At 73.7% G+C, this 18466-nt stretch carries 17 protein-coding genes; 3 read left to right on the top strand and 14 right to left on the bottom strand.

The window, feature by feature from the left end; genetic code table 11:
- Positions 1–104: 104 nt before the first annotated feature.
- The 6 genes from AC0VYL_RS09815 to AC0VYL_RS09790 form a co-directional block, all read right to left on the bottom strand.
- Entirely contained in the window at positions 105–1472 is a 1368-nt protein-coding gene (locus AC0VYL_RS09815; protein ID WP_475461524.1) for an NAD-dependent succinate-semialdehyde dehydrogenase, read from the bottom strand.
- Entirely contained in the window at positions 1469–2779 is a 1311-nt protein-coding gene (locus tag AC0VYL_RS09810) for a M20 family metallo-hydrolase (RefSeq protein WP_475482925.1), read from the bottom strand. The genes AC0VYL_RS09815 and AC0VYL_RS09810 overlap by 4 nt, the downstream gene beginning before the upstream one ends.
- Before the next feature lie 41 nt (positions 2780–2820).
- A complete protein-coding gene (locus AC0VYL_RS09805; RefSeq protein ID WP_475482924.1) occupies positions 2821–4494 on the bottom strand; it encodes a thiamine pyrophosphate-dependent enzyme in 1674 nt (557 codons plus the stop codon).
- A gap of 62 nt (positions 4495–4556) precedes the next feature.
- On the bottom strand, positions 4557–5189 hold the full coding sequence (locus AC0VYL_RS09800; protein ID WP_475482923.1) for an RraA family protein: 633 nt from the start codon (positions 5187–5189) through the stop codon (positions 4557–4559).
- Entirely contained in the window at positions 5182–5583 is a 402-nt protein-coding gene (locus tag AC0VYL_RS09795) for a RidA family protein (protein WP_475462990.1), read from the bottom strand. The genes AC0VYL_RS09800 and AC0VYL_RS09795 overlap by 8 nt, the downstream gene beginning before the upstream one ends.
- Before the next feature lie 2 nt (positions 5584–5585).
- Positions 5586–6953: an MFS transporter gene (locus tag AC0VYL_RS09790; protein WP_475461515.1), complete on the bottom strand. Its 1368-nt coding sequence runs from the start codon at positions 6951–6953 to the stop codon at positions 5586–5588.
- Positions 6954–7068: 115 nt separating this feature from the next.
- On the opposite strand from AC0VYL_RS09790, the gene AC0VYL_RS09785 reads away from it, so the two are divergent.
- Entirely contained in the window at positions 7069–8376 is a 1308-nt protein-coding gene (locus tag AC0VYL_RS09785) for an RsbRD N-terminal domain-containing protein (RefSeq protein WP_475482922.1), read from the top strand.
- Between the two features lie 293 nt (positions 8377–8669).
- Here the strand turns inward: AC0VYL_RS09785 and hutI are convergent, their stop codons facing one another.
- From hutI to AC0VYL_RS09750, 7 genes are all read right to left on the bottom strand, one after another.
- Entirely contained in the window at positions 8670–9899 is a 1230-nt protein-coding gene (gene hutI, locus AC0VYL_RS09780; RefSeq protein ID WP_475482921.1) for an imidazolonepropionase, read from the bottom strand.
- Complete coding sequence (locus AC0VYL_RS09775) at positions 9896–11257, bottom strand: formimidoylglutamate deiminase (protein WP_475461508.1); 1362 nt, start codon at positions 11255–11257, stop codon at positions 9896–9898. The genes hutI and AC0VYL_RS09775 overlap by 4 nt, the downstream gene beginning before the upstream one ends.
- Positions 11254–12492 carry an allantoate amidohydrolase gene (locus AC0VYL_RS09770; RefSeq protein ID WP_475482920.1) on the bottom strand — a complete coding sequence of 413 codons (1239 nt, stop codon included), beginning with the start codon at positions 12490–12492 and terminating at the stop codon, positions 11254–11256. Before AC0VYL_RS09770 ends, AC0VYL_RS09775 begins: the two co-directional genes overlap by 4 nt.
- On the bottom strand, positions 12489–14147 hold the full coding sequence (gene hutU / locus AC0VYL_RS09765) for a urocanate hydratase (RefSeq protein WP_475482919.1): 1659 nt from the start codon (positions 14145–14147) through the stop codon (positions 12489–12491). Before hutU ends, AC0VYL_RS09770 begins: the two co-directional genes overlap by 4 nt.
- Positions 14148–14164: 17 nt before the next feature.
- Positions 14165–15712 carry a histidine ammonia-lyase gene (hutH, locus tag AC0VYL_RS09760; RefSeq protein ID WP_475482918.1) on the bottom strand — a complete coding sequence of 516 codons (1548 nt, stop codon included), beginning with the start codon at positions 15710–15712 and terminating at the stop codon, positions 14165–14167.
- 85 nt (positions 15713–15797) lie between these two features.
- Entirely contained in the window at positions 15798–16199 is a 402-nt protein-coding gene (locus AC0VYL_RS09755) for a type II toxin-antitoxin system VapC family toxin (protein ID WP_475461499.1), read from the bottom strand.
- The gene (locus AC0VYL_RS09750) at positions 16196–16450 is read right to left on the bottom strand and encodes a FitA-like ribbon-helix-helix domain-containing protein (protein ID WP_475482917.1); all 255 of its coding nucleotides are present in this window, start codon (positions 16448–16450) and stop codon (positions 16196–16198) included. Before AC0VYL_RS09750 ends, AC0VYL_RS09755 begins: the two co-directional genes overlap by 4 nt.
- A gap of 112 nt (positions 16451–16562) precedes the next feature.
- On the opposite strand from AC0VYL_RS09750, the gene AC0VYL_RS09745 reads away from it, so the two are divergent.
- The gene (locus AC0VYL_RS09745) at positions 16563–17318 is read left to right on the top strand and encodes an IclR family transcriptional regulator (RefSeq protein WP_475461495.1); all 756 of its coding nucleotides are present in this window, start codon (positions 16563–16565) and stop codon (positions 17316–17318) included.
- Here AC0VYL_RS09745 and AC0VYL_RS09740 read toward each other — a convergent pair.
- Complete coding sequence (locus AC0VYL_RS09740) at positions 17315–18007, bottom strand: hypothetical protein (RefSeq protein ID WP_475461492.1); 693 nt, start codon at positions 18005–18007, stop codon at positions 17315–17317. The genes AC0VYL_RS09745 and AC0VYL_RS09740 overlap by 4 nt on opposite strands.
- A 115-nt stretch (positions 18008–18122) precedes the next feature.
- Here AC0VYL_RS09740 and AC0VYL_RS09735 point away from each other — a divergent pair, with 115 nt between their 5' ends.
- Positions 18123–18383 carry a hypothetical protein gene (locus AC0VYL_RS09735; RefSeq protein ID WP_475461489.1) on the top strand — a complete coding sequence of 87 codons (261 nt, stop codon included), beginning with the start codon at positions 18123–18125 and terminating at the stop codon, positions 18381–18383.
- The last annotated feature ends 83 nt before the right edge of the window (positions 18384–18466 follow it).

Genomic DNA, 18466 nt, shown 5'->3' with positions numbered 1-18466 from the left:
CCGGGCGGTCCCACGGGAACGCCCGGACCGGCCTCATCGCGTCAACCGCGAAACGGGGGCCGGCGGGCACGGTGTGCCCGCCGGCCCCCGTTCGCGTGTGCGCCCTACGGCACGCGCAGGAGCTTGCGGTTCACGAACTCCGCCATGCCGTACTCCCCCAGCTCGCGGCCGATCCCGGAGGCCTTCACCCCGCCGAACGGCAGGTCGGCTTGGGTTCGTGAGGGGGCGTTCACCGACACCATGCCCACGTCGAGCCGGTCGGCGACGGCCAGCGCCGCCTCCTCGTCCGTGCCGAAGACCACGCTGCCCAGGCCGTACGGGGTGTCGTTGGCCAGCTCGACGGCCTCGTCGACGGAGCCGACCCGGTGCACCACGGCGACCGGGCCGAAGATCTCCTCCCGGTAGGCGCGCGTTCCGGGAGCCACCCCGGTGAGCACCGTGGGCCGCACGAACGCCCCTTCGCGGTCCGGCCGGTCGCCGCCGGTCAGCACGGTGGCGCCGTGGGCCACGGCGTCCTCCACCTGTCCGATCACCTGACGGGCGGCGGTCTCCGAGGAGAGCGGCCCGAGGTCGGTCCCCTCCTCGGTGGGGTCCCCGACCCGCAGGGCGGCGACCCGTTCCACGAAGGCCGCCACGAAGGCGTCGTGGACCTCGTCCAGCACGATGATCCGTTTGGCGGCCGTGCAGGCCTGTCCGGCGTTGCCCATGCGACCGGCCACGGCGGCGTCCACCGCCCGGTCGAGATCGGCGTCGGCCAGCACGATGAAGGGGTCGGACCCGCCCAGTTCCAGAACGGTCCGCTTCATCGCGCGCCCGGCGAGCGCGCCGACGGCACGGCCCGCCCGCTCCGAGCCGGTGAGCGAGACCCCCTGCACCGCCGGGTGCTCGATGATCCGCGCCACCTGTTCCTCGGTGGCGTACAGGTTGGTGTACACGCCCTCGGGCAGTCCGGCGTCGGCGTACAGTCCGACGATCGCCGCCGCCGACTCGGGGCAGCTCGGCGCGTGCTTGAGCAGCACGGTGTTGCCGAGCGCGATGTTGGGCGCCGCGAACCTCGCCACCTGGTAGTAGGGGTAGTTCCAGGGCATGATGCCGAGCAGGACGCCGATCGGCTCGGTCCGCACGGTCGCGGAGCCCTCCGCCACGGCCAGGGCGCGGTCCGCGGTGAACGCGGCGGCGTTGCGCGCGTAGTAGTCGTGGATGTCGGCGCACAGGTCGACCTCGCCCAGCGCCTCGGCGGTGGTCTTGCCCATCTCCCGGGTGATGATCGCCGCGAGGTGGTCGCGCCGCTCGCGGTGGAGCCGCGCCGCGGCCGCCAGGAAGCGGGCGCGTTCGGCCACCGGGCGGCGGCGCCAGTCCCGGAAGGACTCGGCGGCCCCGGCGACGGCGGCGTCGACCTCGGCCTCCGTGGCGGTGGGGAAGCGTCGGACCACGAGGCCGGTGGTCGGGTCGGTGACGGCGTAGTCGGTCACGAGCGGTCCTCTCCGGGGACGTAGGCGGTGGCGGGGCCGAGCTCGCCCGCTCCCAGGCGGCGGGTCACGTCGGTGAACAGTTCCAGCCCGGCGAGCAGGTCGGCGTCCTCGGTGAACTCCCCGACGTTGTGCGAGACTCCGCTGACGGAGGGCACGAAGAGCATCACGGTGGGAACGTGCTCCTTCATGTTGATGGAGTCGTGCCCGGCCACGGTCATGATGGGCTCGCTGCTCAGCCCGAGGCGTTCGGCACTGGTACGGGCGAGCTCCACCCCGGAGGGCTGGTAGGGGTTGACGCCCCAGGAGTGGGACAGGTGCCGCTCCACGGTCACCCCGGTCTCCGCCTCGATCCCGGCCACGCGCTCCAGCAGCTGCGCGTTGGCCCGCCCCAGCACGTCCTCGTCGGGCGAGCGCAGGTCCAGCAGGAGCGTGACCCGGGAGGCCACCACGACCGGTGAGTTCGGGTAGACGTCCAGCTTCCCGACGGCGGTGTGCAGGGTGCCGGGGAACGCGTCCGCGAGTTCCCGCGCGGCGACGACCAGCCGGGAGGCGCCCAGCAGCGCGTCACGGCGGTCCGCCATGACGGTCGCCCCCGAGTGCGACTGCTCCCCGTGGACGGTGATCTCGTACTTGCTGGCCGCCCAGGAGGCGCTGACCAGACCGATCGTGGAACCGGAGTCCTCCAGGACCCGGCCCTGCTCGATGTGGATCTCGGCGCAGAAGACGGCCGGGGGGCCGTCGCCGTCACCCAGGAACCCCGTGGGCTCCAGCGCCTCCGCCACGGTGGTCCCGGCGCGGTCGCGGGTGGCCAGCGCGGTCTCCAGGCCGAGCCTGCCCGTGTAGACGGCGCTGCCCATCATGGAGGGCTCGAACCGGGAGCCCTCCTCGTTGAACCAGTTGACCACCGCCAGGTTGTGCACCGGCGGGGCGGCCGGGTCGGTCTCCTCGGCCGCGACGCGGAACACGGCGTGCGCCGCCGCGAGCACCCCGTAGGCCCCGTCGAAGCGTCCGGCGGTGGGCTGGGAGTCCATGTGGGAGCCGACGACGACGTAGGGGGCGCCGGGAACGCGTTCCAGCAGCCCGAACTGGTTGCCGATCCGGTCGTAGACCACGCGCAGGCCGTTCTCCTCCATGAGGGAGGCGAACCACCGGCGCTGGGCGTTGTCGGGTTCGGTGGCGGCCTGGCGGTCCACTCCTCCCTCGGGGGTGGCCCCGAAGGTGCTCATGGTCGCGAAGTCGTCGAGGAAGCGCTGGTCGGCCTCGTCCCGGGCCGGGGTCGGCTCGGTGGTCGGTCGGCTGGTGGGCATGGGTCGTCCCCTGTTCGTACGGTGGTGTCGGCTGCGGGCGGTCAGGACGCGGAGGGAGACCGGACCGCCGGATCCTGCCGCAGGTGCAGGACGGCGGGGCCGCCGCTCTCACGCGCGCGGAGCAGGGCCTTGCGGAAGTCGGCGGTGGTGGACACCGTCTCTCCGTACCCGCCGAAGGAACGGGCCAACGCGGCGAAGTCGGGGTTGGTGAGGTGGGTGCCGGAGGGGCGCCCCGGGTAGTGCCGTTCCTGGTGTTCGCGGATGGTGGCGTAGACGCCGTTGTCCACGACGATCACGACGAAGGACGCGCCGTAGCCGACCGCCGTGGCGATCTCCTGACCGTTCATGAGGAAGCAGCCGTCCCCGGCCACGGAGACCACCTGGCGCCCGGGGTGGACGAGGGAGGCGGCCACGGCGGCCGGGACGCCCATGCCCATGGCGCCGTTGCGCGGGGCGAGCAGGGAGCCGCTGGAGCGGTGCTCCAGGTACCGGGCTGGCCAGAGCGCGTGGTTGCCCGCGCCGTAGGTGACGACGGCGTCCTCGTCGAGCTCCTCGCGCAGCACCGCCATGACGGCGGTGAGGTCGACGAAACCGTCCTCCGTGCCGGTGGTCCCCTCTGGATCGGGGGTGGAGAAGGCCTCGTGTGCGGCGCGGGCCCGGTCCAGCCGGTCGGGGTCGTGCCGGACGGCCTCGCCGCCGTGCCCGGTGAGGGCGGCGACGAACCCGGCGGGGGCGGCGGCCACGTGCTGGTCGACGCGTCCGCTGTGGCCGAGCGGGTCGCCGGGGAGCACGAGGACGGTCTCGGCGTCGCCGCCCAGGGTGTAGCCGTCACTGAGCACGTCGGTGCGGGCCGTGCCCACGAACAGGGCCAGGTCGGCGCCGTCGAACAGGGCGGCCGCCGCGTCGGAGCGCCCGTAGCCGAGCGAGCCCGCGTAGGGGCTCGGCTCCCCCGGCACCCGGTGGGGCACCGCGTCGTAGGCGCGGAAGTCCGCGAGGACCGGGATCCGGCGCTCCCGGGCCCAGGCCGTGAGTGCGGCGCCGGTCCCGTCGGTCCAGGACTCGCCGCCCACCAAGATGACGGGCCGCTCCGCGCGGTCGACCCGCGCGACGACCTCGGCCACGGCCTCGGCGGAGGGTCGGCCGGTCGTGGCGGTGCGCGGCTCCACCACGGTCCCACCGGGTACCCGGACCCGGATGACGTCCTCGGGCAGCCCGACCACGACGGGTCCGGGGCGGCCGGAGCGCGCCGTGTGGACGGCTTCGGACACCACCCGCGCGGCGGAGGCCGGGTCGTCCAGCGTGACCACCTTCTTGGCGGTACTGCCGAACCACCCGGTCAGGTCGAACTCCTGGAACGCCTCCCGGCCCCGGTCCGCGACGGGGATCAGCCCGACGAACAGCACCAGCGGGGTGGCGTCCTGGTACGCGGTGTGCACCGCGACGAAGGCGTTGGCCGCCCCCGGCCCGCGGGTGACCATGGCCACGCCCGGCAGTCCGGTGAGCCTCCCCTCCGCCAGCGCCATGAACCCGGCGCCGCCCTCGTGGCGGGTGACCACGGTGGTGATGGCGGAGTCGTGCAGCCCGTCGAGGACGTCGAGGTAGGACTCTCCGGGTACCCCGTAGACGCGTTCGACTCCCTCGTGTTCGAGCTGGGCGACGATGAGGTGGCCGGCCGAGCGGGCGGCGTCCGTCGGCGCGGGGGCGGTGGTGGACATCGTGGGTGGGGCCTTCCTGGTGGTGTCGGGGCGGCGGGGGTGGTGGTGCCGGTGTCGGCGGGTCAGAGGGCGAGGAGGCCTTCGAGCGGTTCCCCGGCGCGGATGCGGGCGAGGAGTTCCGGTTCGGCCCGGTCCGAACGGCGGGCGTCCTCGGCCGGGGCGGGGACGAAGGTGTGCGGGTCCAGGACGAGGAGACCGTTCTCGTCCCCGAGGACGACGTCCCCGGTGCGCACCCGGGCGCCGCCCACGGTGACGGGCGCGCCGACCCCGTCGAGGGCGGTGCCCAGGCGCTTGGTGGTGCGGCAGGTGGTGCCCCGGGCGTAGACGGCCAGCCCGCTCTCCACCAGGGCGGTGTGGTCGGTGACGGGTCCGTCCACGACCACGCCCGCGCCCGCGCGGGCGGCCACGGCGGCGGCGGTGACCGCCCCGACGGGGGCGTGCGCCCCGCCGACCACCTCGACCACCAGGATGCCGCCCGGGGCGAGGCCGACCAGGGCCCGGTTGACAGCGAGGGCGTCGGGTGTGGTCAGGCGGACGGTGTGCGCCACCCCGGCCATCCTGGGCACCGGGGTCAGACGGCGGATCCCGGGGTCGCAGAACCCCTCCTCCAGCACGTGGCCGAGGGTGGGGATCTCGACGTCGGTGAGGGTGGCCAGGAGCGCGGCCGTCCGCGTGTCGGAGCCGGGTTCAGTCACGGGGCTCCCCCTCCCCGCGGTCCGCCAGGACCGCCACGCAGTCGATCTCCAGGGCCACTCCCCACAGGGAGACGCACACCGTGGTGCGGGCTGGCAGGGTGTCGCCGAACACCTCGCGGTAGACCCGGTTGTAGGTGTCGAGGTGGTCGGGGTCGGTGAGGTAGCCGTTGACCTTGACCACGTGGTCGAGCGAGCTGCCCGCCGCCTCCAGGACGGCGCGGAGGTTGCCGAGGGTGCGGGTGAGCTGCTCCGCGAAGGTGTCCGGGGCGGCGCCGCTGGCGTCCACCGGCAGCTGTCCGGACGTGTACACGAAGCCGTTGGCGACCACCGCGTGGGAGAACGCGCCCACGGGCGCGGCCATGCCGTCGACCGCCTCGATACGGACGGGGTCCATCGTCACACCGCCTTCCGGGCGTCGGGGTCCACCTCGGCCTCGTCGAACCGGCTGCCTCCCGCGAGGGAGCGCAGCAGGAGCAGCGCGCCGAGCGAGAGCAGCGACGCGGCGACGATGTACCAGGCGATCGAGGAGCTCTGCCCGGACACGGACAGCAGCCACACCGTGGCGGCGGGGGTGGCGGCGGAGCCCAGGAGGCCGGAGAGCATGTAGGCCACGGACAGCCCGGAGTAGCGGATCTTGGAGCCGAACTGCTCAGCGAGGAAGGTGGCAATGGGGCCGTAGTTCGCGGAGAAGGCCAGCATCATCATCGAGTAGGCGGCGAAGAGCAGCGGCACCGACCCGGAGTCGAGCATCCAGAAGAACGGGAAGGCCAGCAGTGCCTCTGCGGCCACCCCGGCGAGGATGACGGGCCTGCGGCCCAGGCGGTCGGAGAGGCGGCCGAAGAAGGGGATGGCCACGAACGCCAGGGAACAGGCGACGAGCACGGCCCACAGCATGAGGTTCTCGGAGTGCCCCAGCTCGGTGGTCCCGTAGTTGACCCCGGAGGTGACCAGGAGCGTGAACGTCGACCCGGTGGACAGGGTGGCGACGCCGCCGAGCAGGACCTGCTTCCAGTAGTGCCGCATCAGGTGGGCGAACGGGAGCTTGGCCTTGGCGCCCTGGTCCTTGACCTGCTGGAAGCTGGGGGTCTCCTCGATGTGCAGGCGGATGTAGATGCCCACGCCCACGAGCAGCGCGGACATCAGGAACGGAACGCGCCAGCCCCAGTTCAGGAAGGCCTCGTGGTCGACGGAGGCCAGGACTCCGAGGAAGGCGAGGTTGGCGAGGAGCGTGCCGACGGGCACACCGACCTGTACCAGTGAGCCGTACCAGCCGCGCCGCTGGACCGGGGCGTGCTCCACGGTCATGAGGACCGCGCCGCCCCACTCGCCGCCCAGGGCCAGGCCCTGGATGAGCCGCAGGGTGAGCAGCAGGAGCGGGGCCGCGACGCCGATCGCCCGGTAGTCGGGGACCAGGCCGATGGCGACGGTGGCCACGCCCATGGTGATGAGGGAGATGAGCAGCATCGACTTGCGGCCCAGGCGGTCGCCGAAGTGCCCGAACAGGACCGCGCCCGCGGTACGTGCCACGTAGGCCGAAGCGAAGGTCAGGAAGGCCAGGATGGTGCCGACGGCGCCGTCGAGGTCGGGGAAGAAGACCTGGTTGAAGACGAGGGCGGAGGCGGTGCCGACGAGGAAGAGGTCGTACCACTCGACGGTGGTGCCGATGACGCTGGCGGTGGCGATCTTCCGCATCTTCGCCGGTTCGAGTCGGGCCGGGCCCGAGGAGGGGTCGACACCGGTGGGGGTGCTGGGGCTTGCGGTCATGAGGGTCTCCGTTTGAGCTGTGGAAACAGCGCGTTTGTCTCGCCTTCATGGTGCTGGTGTGATGGATGGGGATCAATCGGCATTCACCCACGCTCTGCGCCGCTAGCCTGTGCGAATGCACAGTGCCATGTCACCGGGGGAACCCGACCGGGACCCCAAACACCCCTGGAACCCCCTGGTGGAGGCGGATTCCGACACCGAGGCCGCCCCACGCCCGAACCCGGAGACTGGTGTTTCCGCCATGTCGCCGGGGCGTAACGTTTCCGGGCGCGAGGCCGTGCCCGACGGAGCCGACGCCCGGGCCTGGGCCCGCACGCTCGAACTGCTGGCCGCCGACCGTGAGGCCCTGGTGGACGACTTCCTGCGGCGGCTGGACGACCTCGGCGGGTACCGGGAGCGGACGGTCCCCGACACCGACCTGCGCGCGACCGCGAGCGACACCCTCGACATGCTCATCCGCCAGATCGCGGGCCAGCCGCTCCCCGCCCACCTGGTCGGGCTGCCCGTACGCCTCGGCAGGCGCCGCGCACGTCAGGGGGTCGCGCGCGAACGGCTGCTGGAGGCGGTCCGGCTCGACTTCCGCGTGCTCTGGGCCGGGCTGGCGCGCGCCGGAGGGGCGGGCTCGGCGGACGTCCTCGTGCAGCACGCCGAGGAGATCCTCACCATCGTGGAGCGCTACATCGGTGACGTGCAGGTGGCCTTCCTGGAGGAACAGGCCGTGCTGTTGCGGGACTCCCGCGCGCTGACCGCGCAGGCCCTCTCCCGTCTGCTGAACGCCGGGGACCGGGCCGCCGAGGTGGCCTCGGAGGTGGCGGGCACACTCGGCCTGCCCGAGCGCGGCCGCTTCGAGGTGGCCTTCGTCTCCGTCCTGCCCAGGGACGAGGCCTGGCGGCGCCTGGTCCGGGACCGCGAGCACGACCCGTGCCTGACCTGGGAGTTCGACGAGGGCACCGCGCTGGTCCGGGAGGGCGGCGGAACCGGGTGGCCGCCCCTGCCCCCGGAGGTGAGCGGTGGGCGGGTGTCCGGGGCGGACGGCCTGGCGTCGGTCCCGGCGGCCGTGGAGGCCGCCCGGGTGCTGGCCCGCTACTCCCGCCCGGGCGAGCTGGTCCAGGAGGAACGCGCGTGGTCGGCCCTGGCGCGCGACCGGCTCCGTGAGGCGCTGCCCGGCTTCGGCCAGGAGCACCTGCGCGGCGTGGAACGGCTCGGCCCCGAGCACCGCGCGCGACTCATGGAGACGCTGACCCACTACGCGGCGACGGGATCGGTCAAGGAGACGGCGGCCTCCCTGTACTGCCACCGCAACACGGTGGTCAACCGGCTCCAGGCCTTCCGGGAGGCGACCGGCCTGGATCTGACCGTTCCCCGGGAGGCCGCGCTGGCCCTGGTCCTGTTCTCCGCTCCCGACGGCGTCGCGGAACCCTGACGGGGGTCGCGTCCGGCGGGCGTTCGCGCCCTCCCGTAGGGGGTGGCCCCTCCGCCGCGCCACGACACTGTGCCGCGACGGAGGGACGCGCACCGACACCCCCCACTGTGGGGGTCGCCGGTTTCACCGGGATGAGGGCCCCGTTGAGTTCCGGGTACGGTCCGGTTACCCGGGTTACCCGGGTTACCCGGGTTACCCGGGTTACCCGGGTTACCCGGGTTACCCGGGTTACCCCGGAAGCCCCGAAGCCCCGGGGGCACCGCGGGTGGCCCGCCCCCGACGCGGCTCGGAGGTCAGGGCCGGCCGGAGACCAGGGCGCCGTCCTTCCACACCGCCGCCACCTGGGGCACACCGGGGCGGTAGGCCAGGTAGAGGTGGTTCGGGGCGTCGAGCAGGGTGAGGTCGGCGCGGGCCCCCGGGGAGAGGCGCCCCACGTCGTCGCGGCGCAGCGCCAGCGCCCCGCCCCTGGTGGCCGCCCACACGGCCTCGTCCGGGGTCATCCCCATGTCCCGCACGCCCACCGCGATACAGAAGGCGAGGCTGGACGTGAAGCACGAACCCGGGTTGCAGTCGCTGGCCAGGGCCACGACCGCGCCCGCGTCGATGAGGGCGCGGGCGTCCGGGTAGGGCTGACGGGTGGAGAAGTCCACCCCGGGCAGCAGCGTGGCCACCGTGGGCTCCGGCCGTCTGGCGGCCTGGGCCAGGGCGTCCACGTCCTCACCGGACAGGTAGGTGCAGTGGTCGACCGAGGCGGCCCCCAGCTCGACCGCCAGGCGGACCCCGGGCCCCTCGCCCAGCTGGTTGCCGTGCACCCGGGGCAGCAGGCCCCGGTCCATCCCGGCGGTGAGCACCCGGCGGGAGGCCTCCTCGTCGAAGGCCCCGCGCTCACAGAACACGTCCACCCAGCGGGCGTGCGGGGCGCAGGCGTCCAGCATGGGACCGGTGACCAGGTCCACGTAGGCGGCCGGGTCGTCGGCGTACTCGGGGGCGACCACGTGCGCGCCGAGGAAGGTGACCTCGTCGGTGACCCGGCCCGCCACCTCCAGGGAGCGGCGCTCGTCCTCCACGGTGAGCCCGTACCCGGACTTGACCTCCAGGGTGGTGGTGCCCTGGGCGTGCGCCTCGCGGACGAACCGGCGGGCCCCCGCCAGGAGTTCGGCGTCCGTCGCGGCGCGGGTGGCCGCCACCGTGGTGCGGATACCGCCCGCCGAGTACGGCGTACCGCTCATCCGGGCGGCGAACTCGCGGCTGCGGTCACCGGCGAACACGATGTGGGAGTGGCTGTCCACGAACCCCGGGAGCACGCAGCGCCCGGCGGCGTCCACCCGGGCGTCGGCGGCGGGCGCCTGGGCGCGCGGTCCCGCCCAGGCCACACGGCCGTCCTCGATCACCAGGGCGGCGTCGCTGATCTCACCGAGCGGCCCCGCCCCCGTCTCGGGGTCGTTGGTGACCAGGGTGCCGATGGCGTCGACCAGGATCGTGCCGGGTGTCGCGGGTTCGGTGTCGGGGCCGGTCGGGGTCACAGCAGCTCCTTGATGGCGGCGTCGAGTTCTCGGGCGGTGTCGGGAAGGCGGACGTGCACACCGTCGCGGACGGTCCACTCCCCGTCCACCATCACGTGCCGCACGTCGGCGGCGGTGGCGGCGAAGACCACGGCGTCGGTGGCGCGCGCGGGGTCGGCCCCGGCCAGGCGCACGTGGTCCAGGGACACGTTGACCAGGTCGGCGCGGGCGCCGGGGACGAGCGTCCCGGCGTCGTGCCAGCCGAGCCCGGCGTGACCGTCGGCGGTGGCGGCGCGCAACAGCTCCCCGCTGCCCAGAGTGCCCCGCCGGTGAGTGCGCAGGCGTTCGTGCAGCTCCACGGCGCGGGCCTCCTCGAACAGGTCGAGCTGGGCGTGCTGGTCGGTGCCCAGGCTGAGCGGGACCCGGGTCGGGGCGGCCACGAGGTCACCGGTGCGCGGCAGGCCGTCGGCGAGGTCGCGCTCGGTGGTCGGGCACAGGCACACGGCGGAACCGTGGGCGCGGACGGTGTCCACGTCGGCGTCGGTGAGGTGGGTGGCGTGCACCAGGGTGGTGCGTTCGGTGAGCGCCCCCGCCTCGGCCAGGACACGGACGGGGGTGGCCCCGTGTGCGGCCAGGCAGGCGGCGTTCTCCGCGGGCTGCTCGGAGACGTGGACGTGCAGGGGCAGCCCGCCCGCGTCCGCGAACCCGGCGACGGTGGGCAGGTCGGCGGCGGGGACCGCCCGGACCGAGTGCGCGGCGGCACCCACCCGGGCGTGCTTCCCCGAGGGGGCGAAGGCGCCGACCCGCGCGGCCCAGGCCTCGGCGGTGCCGTCACCGAAGCGCAGCTGCGGGCCGGTCAGGGACAGGTGGGTGCCGTCCTGCCCGAACCCTCCGGACAGGTAGCACACGTCCAGCAGGGTGATCCGCACCCCGGCGTCGGCGGCGGCCTCGACCAGCGCCTCCCCCATGGCGTTGGGGTCGGCGTAGGGCTGGCCGCCCGGGCCGTGGTGCAGGTAGTGGAACTCGCCCACACAGGCCACCCCGGCCAGGGCCATCTCGGCGTAGGCGGCCCGGGCCAGGCGGAGGTAGGAGTCCGGGTCGAGGCGCGCCGCCGCCCGGTACATCACCTCGCGCCAGGTCCAGAAGGAGCCCCCGCCCGTGTGGGTACGGCCGCGCAGCGCCCGGTGGAAGGCGTGCGAGTGGGCGTTGGCCAGGCCGGGCAGGGTGAGCCCGGGCAGGCGTTCGGCGCCGTCCGGGGCGGCGCCCGCAACGACCGAGGTCAGCCGTCCGGCGCCGTCCACGGTGAGGAGCACCCCGGGTTCGGGGGCCGCACCGCCGAGCCACGCCCACTCACACCAGTACCGGCGCGGCCCGGTCACGGCTTCCCTCCGGGCACCGCGAGCAGGTCGGCCAGGACGTCCGCCAGGGCGAGGACCCCGGCGTGGCGGTCCCCGGGGCGGGCCCACTCCTGCGGGGAGTGGGAGATCCCGGTCGGGTTGCGCACGTACAGCATCGCCGTGGGCACGTGCGCGGAGAGCACCCCGGCGTCGTGCCCGGCCCCGGTGGGCAGGACGGGGACCGGACCGGCGGACTCGGCGGCGCGAGCGCCCACGATCCCGGCGAGCCGGTCGCGGAGGTCGTGGGAGAACTCCACGAGCGGCGTGGTGGACTCGGCCGACATCGCGAGGGTGACCCCGTGGTCGAGGGCGGCCCGGTCGGCGGCCTCGCGCACGCCCTCCACCACCGACTCCAGGGTGCCGCTGTCGGCGGCCCGGGCGTCCAGCCAGGCGCTGACCAGCGAGGGGATCGCGTTGGTGCCGTTGGGGGTGATCAGGCCCTTGGCCACGGTGGCGCGGGCGCCGTGCCGCTCGGCCAGGGCGCGGGCGGCCAGGATCGTGTGGGCGAACGGGAGCATGGGGTCCTCGCGGTCCTCCAGGCGGGTGGTGCCCGCGTGGTCGGCCCGGCCCCGGAAGTCCATCCGCCACCGGCCGTGCGGCCAGATCGCGCTGGCCACGCCGACGGCGTGGTCGGTGTCCTCCAGGGCCCGCCCCTGTTCCACGTGCAGCTCGACGAACACGTCCAGCCAGGAGAGGAGTTCGGGGTCCGGTCCGATCCCGTCGGGGTCCAGCCCCGCCCCCGCCATGGCCCGCTCCCAGGTGACACCGGAGGCGTCGGTGAGGGAGCGGGCGCGGGCGGGGTCGATCTCCCCGGTGCTCAGGCGGCTGCCCAGGCAGGGCACGCCGAACCGGCCGCCCTCCTCCTCGACGAACACACCCAGGGCCAGCGGCCGGGCGGGGACGAACCCCCGGGCGCGCAGCTCGTCCACGGCGGCCAGGGCGCTGGCCACCCCGAGGGGGCCGTCGAAGGCCCCGCCGTCGGGCACCGAGTCCAGGTGCGAGCCGGTGGCCACGGCGCCCGGACCGGGCGTGCCCCACCAGGCCCACAGGTTGCCGTTGCGGTCGGTGCGCACGTCCAGGCCCCGGGCGGCGGCCGCCTCGGTGAACCAGGCGCGGGCGTCGGTGTCGGCGCCCGCCCAGGTGTACCGGTGGTAGCCGCCGCTGTCAGCGGAGCGCCCGACCGGAGCCAGGTCGGCCCAGAGCTGGTCGAAGCTCACTCGCCCTCCTTCATGGGCACGCGGATGCCGTGCGTCTCCGCGACGCGCTCCGCCTCCTCGTAACCGGCGTCCACGTGGCGGATGACGCCCATGGCGGGGTCGTTGGTGAGCACCCGCTGGAGCTTGGCGGCGGCCAGCTCGGTGCCGTCCGCGACGCTCACCTGACCGGCGTGGATGGAACGGCCCATGCCGACCCCGCCGCCGTGGTGGATGGACACCCAGGAGGCACCGGAGGAGGTGTTGACCAGGGCGTTGAGCAGCGGCCAGTCCGCGATGGCGTCCGAGCCGTCCTTCATGCCCTCGGTCTCGCGGTAGGGCGAGGCCACCGAGCCGGTGTCCAGGTGGTCGCGGCCGATGGCCAGCGGAGCGGTGATCTCCCCGGAGGCCACCAGCTCGTTGAAACGCTGACCGGCGGCGGCCCGCTCACCCTGGCCCAGCCAGCAGATCCGGGCGGGCAGACCCTGGAAGGCGACCCGCTCGCGGGCCATGCGGATCCACCGGGCCAGGTGCTCGTTGTCGGGGAACAGGTCGAGGACGGCGTCGTCGGTGCGGGCGATGTCGGCGGGGTCGCCGGACAGCGCGGCCCAGCGGAACGGGCCCTTGCCCTCGCAGAACAGGGGGCGGATGTAGGCGGGCACGAACCCGGGGAAGTCGAAGGCGCGGGTGAACCCGCCCTCGCGTGCCTCGTCGCGGATCGAGTTCCCGTAGTCGAAGACCTCGGACCCCGCGTCGAGGAAGCCGACCATGGCCTCCACGTGCGCGGCCATGGACTCGCGGGCCCGGACGGTGAACTCCTCGGGCTTGGCCGCCGCCAGGGCCTTCCAGTCCTCGAAGGAGACACCCACCGGCAGGTAGGCGAGCGGGTCGTGGGCCGAGGTCTGGTCAGTGACGATGTCGATCGGCGCGCCACGGGACAGGAGTTCGGGGAAGACCTCGGCGGCGTTGCCGAGGACGCCGATGGACAGCGGTCGGCGCTCGTCGCGGGCGCGCACGGCCAGGTCCAGCGCCTCGTCCAGGCTGCCCGCGCGCACGTCCAGGTAGCGGTGCTCGATGCGGCGGTCGATCCTGCTGCCGTCGCACTCGACCACGATCGCCACGCCGTCGTTCATCGTGACGGCCAGGGGCTGGGCGCCGCCCATGCCGCCGAGCCCGGCGGTCAGCGTGATGGTCCCGGCCAGGGTGCCGCCGAACTTCTTCGCGGCCACGGCGGCGAAGGTCTCGTAGGTGCCCTGGAGGATGCCCTGCGTGCCGATGTAGATCCAGGAACCGGCGGTCATCTGGCCGTACATGGTCAGGCCCTCGGCCTCCAGGCGGCGGAACTCGGGCCAGTTGGCCCAGTCCCCCACCAGGTTGCTGTTGGCCAGCAGCACGCGCGGCGCCCACTCGTGGGTGCGCATGATCCCCACGGGGCGGCCGGACTGCACGAGCAGCGTCTCGTCACCCTCCAGGTCGCGCAGGGAGGCGGTGATGCGGTCGAAGCTGCGCCAGTCCCGCGCGGCCTTGCCGGTGCCGCCGTAGACCACCAGGTCCTCGGGGTGTTCGGCCACCTCGGGGTCGAGGTTGTTGTGGAACATGCGCAGGGCCGCCTCCTGCTGCCAGCCCTTGGCCGACAGGGTGAGGCCGCGGGCCGCGCGGACGGTGCGTGGGTTGCTCATCGTGGTCTCCTCGGGGGCTAGGCGAGCGGGGTGACGGTCTCGGCGGCCTCGACGACCGCGCCGTCCGCGACCAGGGCGGCCACGGCGGCGATCTCGGGGGCCAGGTAGCGGTCGGGGCCGGGGCCGGCGACCCGCTCGCGCACGGTGCGCAGGACGGCGCCGGTGGCGGGGCCGGGCTCCAGCGGTGAGCGCAGGTCCAGGGCGCGGGCGGCGGTCAGCAGCTCGACGGCCAGCACGGTGGTGAGCCCGTCCACCGCGCGGCGCAGTTTGCGGGCGGCGGCCCAGCCCATGGAGACGTGGTCCTCCTGCATGGCCGAGCTCGGGATGGAGTCGACGCTGGCGGGCACGGCCAGGCGCTTGAGCTCGGAGACGATGGCGGCCTGGGTGTACTGGGCGATCATGTGGCCCGAGTCCACTCCGGGGTCGTCCGCGAGGAAGGCCGGGAGGCCGTGCGAACGGGCGACGTCCAGCATGCGGTCCGTGCGGCGTTCGGCGATCGAGGCCGTGTCGGCGACGGCCACGGCCAGGAAGTCGAGCACGTAGGCGACCGGCGCACCGTGGAAGTTGCCGTTGGACTCCACGCGGCCGTCGTCGAGCACCACCGGGTTGTCGATGACGCTGTCCAGCTCGCGCCCGGCCACGAGCAGGGCGTGGGCGAGGGTGTCACGGGCGGCACCGGCCACCTGCGGGGCGCAGCGCAGCGAGTAGGCGTCCTGGACCCGGTTGCAGTCCGGCCCCCGGTGGGAGGCGACGATCGGTGAGTCCGCGAGCATCGCGCGCAGGTTCGACGCCGAGGCGGCCTGGCCCGGGTGCGGGCGCAGCCTCTGGAGCTCCTCCGCGAAGACCCGGTCGGTGCCGAGCAGGGCCTCGACGCTCATCGCGGCGGTGATGTCCGCGACCTTGAGCAGGCGCTCCAGGTCCATGCAGGCGATGGCGAGCATGCCGAGCATGCCGTCCGTGCCGTTGATGAGGGCCAGGCCCTCCTTGGCGCCGAGCTCCACGGGGGCGATGCCCGCCGAGGCCAGGGCGTCCCCGGCCTCCCTGGGCTCACCGTCGGCGTCACGGACCCGCCCCTCGCCCATCAGGGCCAGGGCGACGTGGGACAGCGGCGCCAGGTCACCCGAGCAGCCCAGGCTGCCGTACTCGTGGACGACGGGGGTGATCCCGGCGTTGAGCAAGGCGGCCAGGGTCTCGACGGTGACGACCTGGACGCCGGTGTTGCCCGAGGCCAGCGTGCGCAGGCGCAGCAGCATCAGGGCGCGCACGACCTCGCGCTCCACCTCGGGACCGGCCCCGGCGGCGTGCGAGCGGATGAGGGAGCGCTGGAGGCGGGCGCGCAGGTCGGGGGCGATGTGCCGGATGGCCAGCGCGCCGAACCCGGTGCTGACGCCGTAGGCGGGCACCTCGCCCCGGGCGAGCGCCTCGACCTGCTCGCGGCCGTGGCGTACGGCCTTGCGGGTGTCCTCGCTGAGGACGACGTGGGCGCCCTCACGGGCGACGGAGAGGACCTGGGCCGGGGTGAGCGGAGCACCGCCGACGGCTACGGAAGGAACTGCTGTGGACATGACCCCATTCGACCCTGCCCGCGAGCCCGCCGGAAGAGCCAACACGGCAGTACCGTCCGAGATCCCAGACACCCGCGCCGGGGGCCTAGCGGATCACCCGCACCTCGCACCTGAGGCCCGGGGCGGCGGCCAGCCGCGCGTCACCGGTGACCAGGGAACAGTCCAGAGCCTCCGCCACGGCCACGTAGGCCGCGTCGTACGCGGTGAGGTTGTGCCGCAGCTCCCACACCCGGTCCGCGACGGATCCCGTCACATCGACGTGGGTGATCGCTTGCAGGCCGTACAGCTTGCGAGCGGTCTCGGCGTCACCAGGAGCGACCTTGCCTCCAAGGACCAGCCCGCGCAGGGAGTTGAGGAACTCCAACGGCTGATGGCTCGGCACGTACCATTCGCTGTCCGCTCCCACCACTCTGCGAGCGACGGTGGAAGTATGGCCCGGGGACCCCAGGTAGAGGTCGATCAGCACCGAGGTGTCTACGACGATCACGCTGCTCCGCTTCCCGTCTGGGCCGGGCCGTCCCCCCGAGCCTCGCGCACCGCGGCCACGATCTCGTCCATGCTGAGGTTGGCTCCGGGCAGGGGCGTCTGTTCCACGATCTCCCTGTTTCGTGCGAACCGCGCCTCCTTCTCCAGAACACTGAGCAGGTAGGACTGGAGCGACTTCCCCGCCCTCTTGGCCTCCGCCGCGAGGATGTCTCTGACCTCGTCCGGCACGTCCTTGATCTGAATAGCAGCCACAGCGCACTCCTTCGAATCGGGCTGACGCCATTACCTCCACATATTAGCAATGCATAGCGGCGCCACTGTGGCGCCACAATCGCACGCGCCGAGTCCATGACACCCTTGGTGCATGAGTGTTGTTCCGGCGGCCACACGCGCGCTGCGGCTGTTGCGCTTCCTGGCCTCGCGGCCGGGGCCGGTCTCGGCCTCGGCCATCGCCAACGGGCTCGGCCTGCCCCGGTCCAGCGTCTACCAGCTGTTGGAGGCGATGGCCGAGGAGGGGTTCGTGACCCACCTGCCCGAGGAGCGGCGGTGGGGACTGGGGGTCGCGGCCTTCGAGATCGGCTCGGCCTACCTGCGCCACGACGGGGTCGAGCGGCTGGCCCGCCCCCTGTTGCACCAGCTCACCGAGACCACCGGGGCCACCGCGCACCTGGGGGTGCTGCACGGCGCGGACACGCTGTACCTGCTCAAGGAACAGCCGCCGCACGCACCCACCCTGATCACCGGGGTGGGCGTGCGCCTGCCCGCGCACCTGACCGCGTCCGGGCGGGCCATGCTGGCCCAGCTGCCCCGCGCCCAGGTGCGCGCGCTGTACCCGGACACGGGCGCCTTCACCGACCGCACCGGCCGCGGGCCCACCACACCGGGGGAACTGCGGGAGCTGCTGACCGAGGAGCGCCAGCAGGGGTGGTCGATCGAGAGCGGCCAGGTCACCGAGGGCTTCCTCTCGGTGGCGGCGGCCGCCTCGGACCACAACGGTCGCCCGGCGGCGGCGATCAGCCTGACCGTCCCGGTCGCGCGGCCGGTCACCCCCCGGGCCCTGGCCGGGCGGGTGCGGGACGCCGCCGGTGAACTCACGCGCAGGCTCAGCGGCCGGTCCTAGCGGCGCTGGCGCAGCGGCGGGGTCCGCTCGACGATCGAGGGCAGGGGCGCGGTGCGCTCCACCATCTTCAGGATGTGCTCCTTGATGTCGCGCGGCACCTGCACGTAGAACTGCGTGGCGGCCTCGGGGTCGACCTCCAGGTCGAGGCTCTCCGGGGTCTCCGCCCAGCTGGGCAGTTCGGGGTCGGTGCGGTGGGTGTCCAGCGCGAACTCGATGAAGTACGTGATCCTGCGGTCACCGGTGTGCACCTCGCGGATGCGGCGGATCTCGGGCCAGGCGATGAAGGTGCCCTCGCCTGGGAACCACCACTTGCGTTCCTGGAGCACGGTGACGCCGTCGCTGTCGGCGCTGATGCCCTGGCGGGTGATGCGCTGGGGCAGCCCGCGCACGAGGAAGACGTTGCTGCCCGGGCCGATGAAGAACATGACCAGCGCCGCGAACGCCCACAGCGACACGGAGCCGACCGTGGTCTCCTCGCGCATGACGTGCCAGAGCATGGAGCCCACCACCACCAGGAACCCCAGGGTGAGGCCGCCGGAGAAGTAGGCCGCCGTCATCCACATGCGTGTGTTGGGGCCGCGCAGACTGACGTAGCGGCGCAGGTGGGACACGCTCGCGGGTCGTTCGGTCAGGTCCGAGGGGACACCCCGTGTGTCAGGGGGGACGTCCGATGCTTCGGGGGAGGCCATACCCCCCATTCTTCCAAGCTTCCGAGGTGCTTGGTGCCCCTCCTTCCCGGCCATGTGCGGTCAATCCCGGCGAACGCCTGATGTCCGCCCCTCTCCGGCGCTACAGTCCTTTCACATGAGGCGCAGCACGCGAGAGTACGAGACCGCACTGCTGGTGGACGGGGAGGTCCTGGTCATCGAGGGGATCGTCTACCGGGGGCGGACCATGCTCGACGAGGAGGGGGCGGAGCGGTTCGCGCCCCTGGAGCGTTGGGCCACGACCGTGGCCGAGAGCCTGGGCAGGCCGGTGACCTGGAGGGCGGAGGCCAAGAACGAGCCCGAGGCCCGGGGCACCGCGCGACCCGGAGAGGTGTTTCAGAACCGCCTGGCGCTCTGAGCACCGCACTTGGCGCACTGGAACTTGCGGTCGTCGCCGAGAATCCAGTCGTGGTCTCCGCCGGTGGGGCACGCTGACATCGA

The sequence above is a fragment of the Nocardiopsis sp. iso_238 genome, from assembly GCF_056173325.1.
The sequence above is the reverse complement of the archived record's forward strand: the minus strand, read 5'-3'. Positions and strand labels throughout refer to the sequence as shown.

Coding starts and splice junctions, on each gene's coding strand:
- AC0VYL_RS09810 (WP_475482925.1), bottom strand. CDS start 2,779: ATGCCCACCAGCCGACCGACCACCGAGCCGACCCCGGCCCGGGACGAG.
- AC0VYL_RS09805 (WP_475482924.1), bottom strand. CDS start 4,494: ATGTCCACCACCGCCCCCGCGCCGACGGACGCCGCCCGCTCGGCCGGC.
- AC0VYL_RS09795 (WP_475462990.1), bottom strand. CDS start 5,583: ATGGACCCCGTCCGTATCGAGGCGGTCGACGGCATGGCCGCGCCCGTG.
- AC0VYL_RS09790 (WP_475461515.1), bottom strand. CDS start 6,953: ATGACCGCAAGCCCCAGCACCCCCACCGGTGTCGACCCCTCCTCGGGC.
- AC0VYL_RS09785 (WP_475482922.1), top strand. CDS start 7,069: ATGCACAGTGCCATGTCACCGGGGGAACCCGACCGGGACCCCAAACAC.
- hutU (WP_475482919.1), bottom strand. CDS start 14,147: ATGAGCAACCCACGCACCGTCCGCGCGGCCCGCGGCCTCACCCTGTCG.
- hutH (WP_475482918.1), bottom strand. CDS start 15,712: ATGTCCACAGCAGTTCCTTCCGTAGCCGTCGGCGGTGCTCCGCTCACC.
- AC0VYL_RS09745 (WP_475461495.1), top strand. CDS start 16,563: ATGAGTGTTGTTCCGGCGGCCACACGCGCGCTGCGGCTGTTGCGCTTC.
- AC0VYL_RS09740 (WP_475461492.1), bottom strand. CDS start 18,007: ATGGCCTCCCCCGAAGCATCGGACGTCCCCCCTGACACACGGGGTGTC.
- AC0VYL_RS09735 (WP_475461489.1), top strand. CDS start 18,123: ATGAGGCGCAGCACGCGAGAGTACGAGACCGCACTGCTGGTGGACGGG.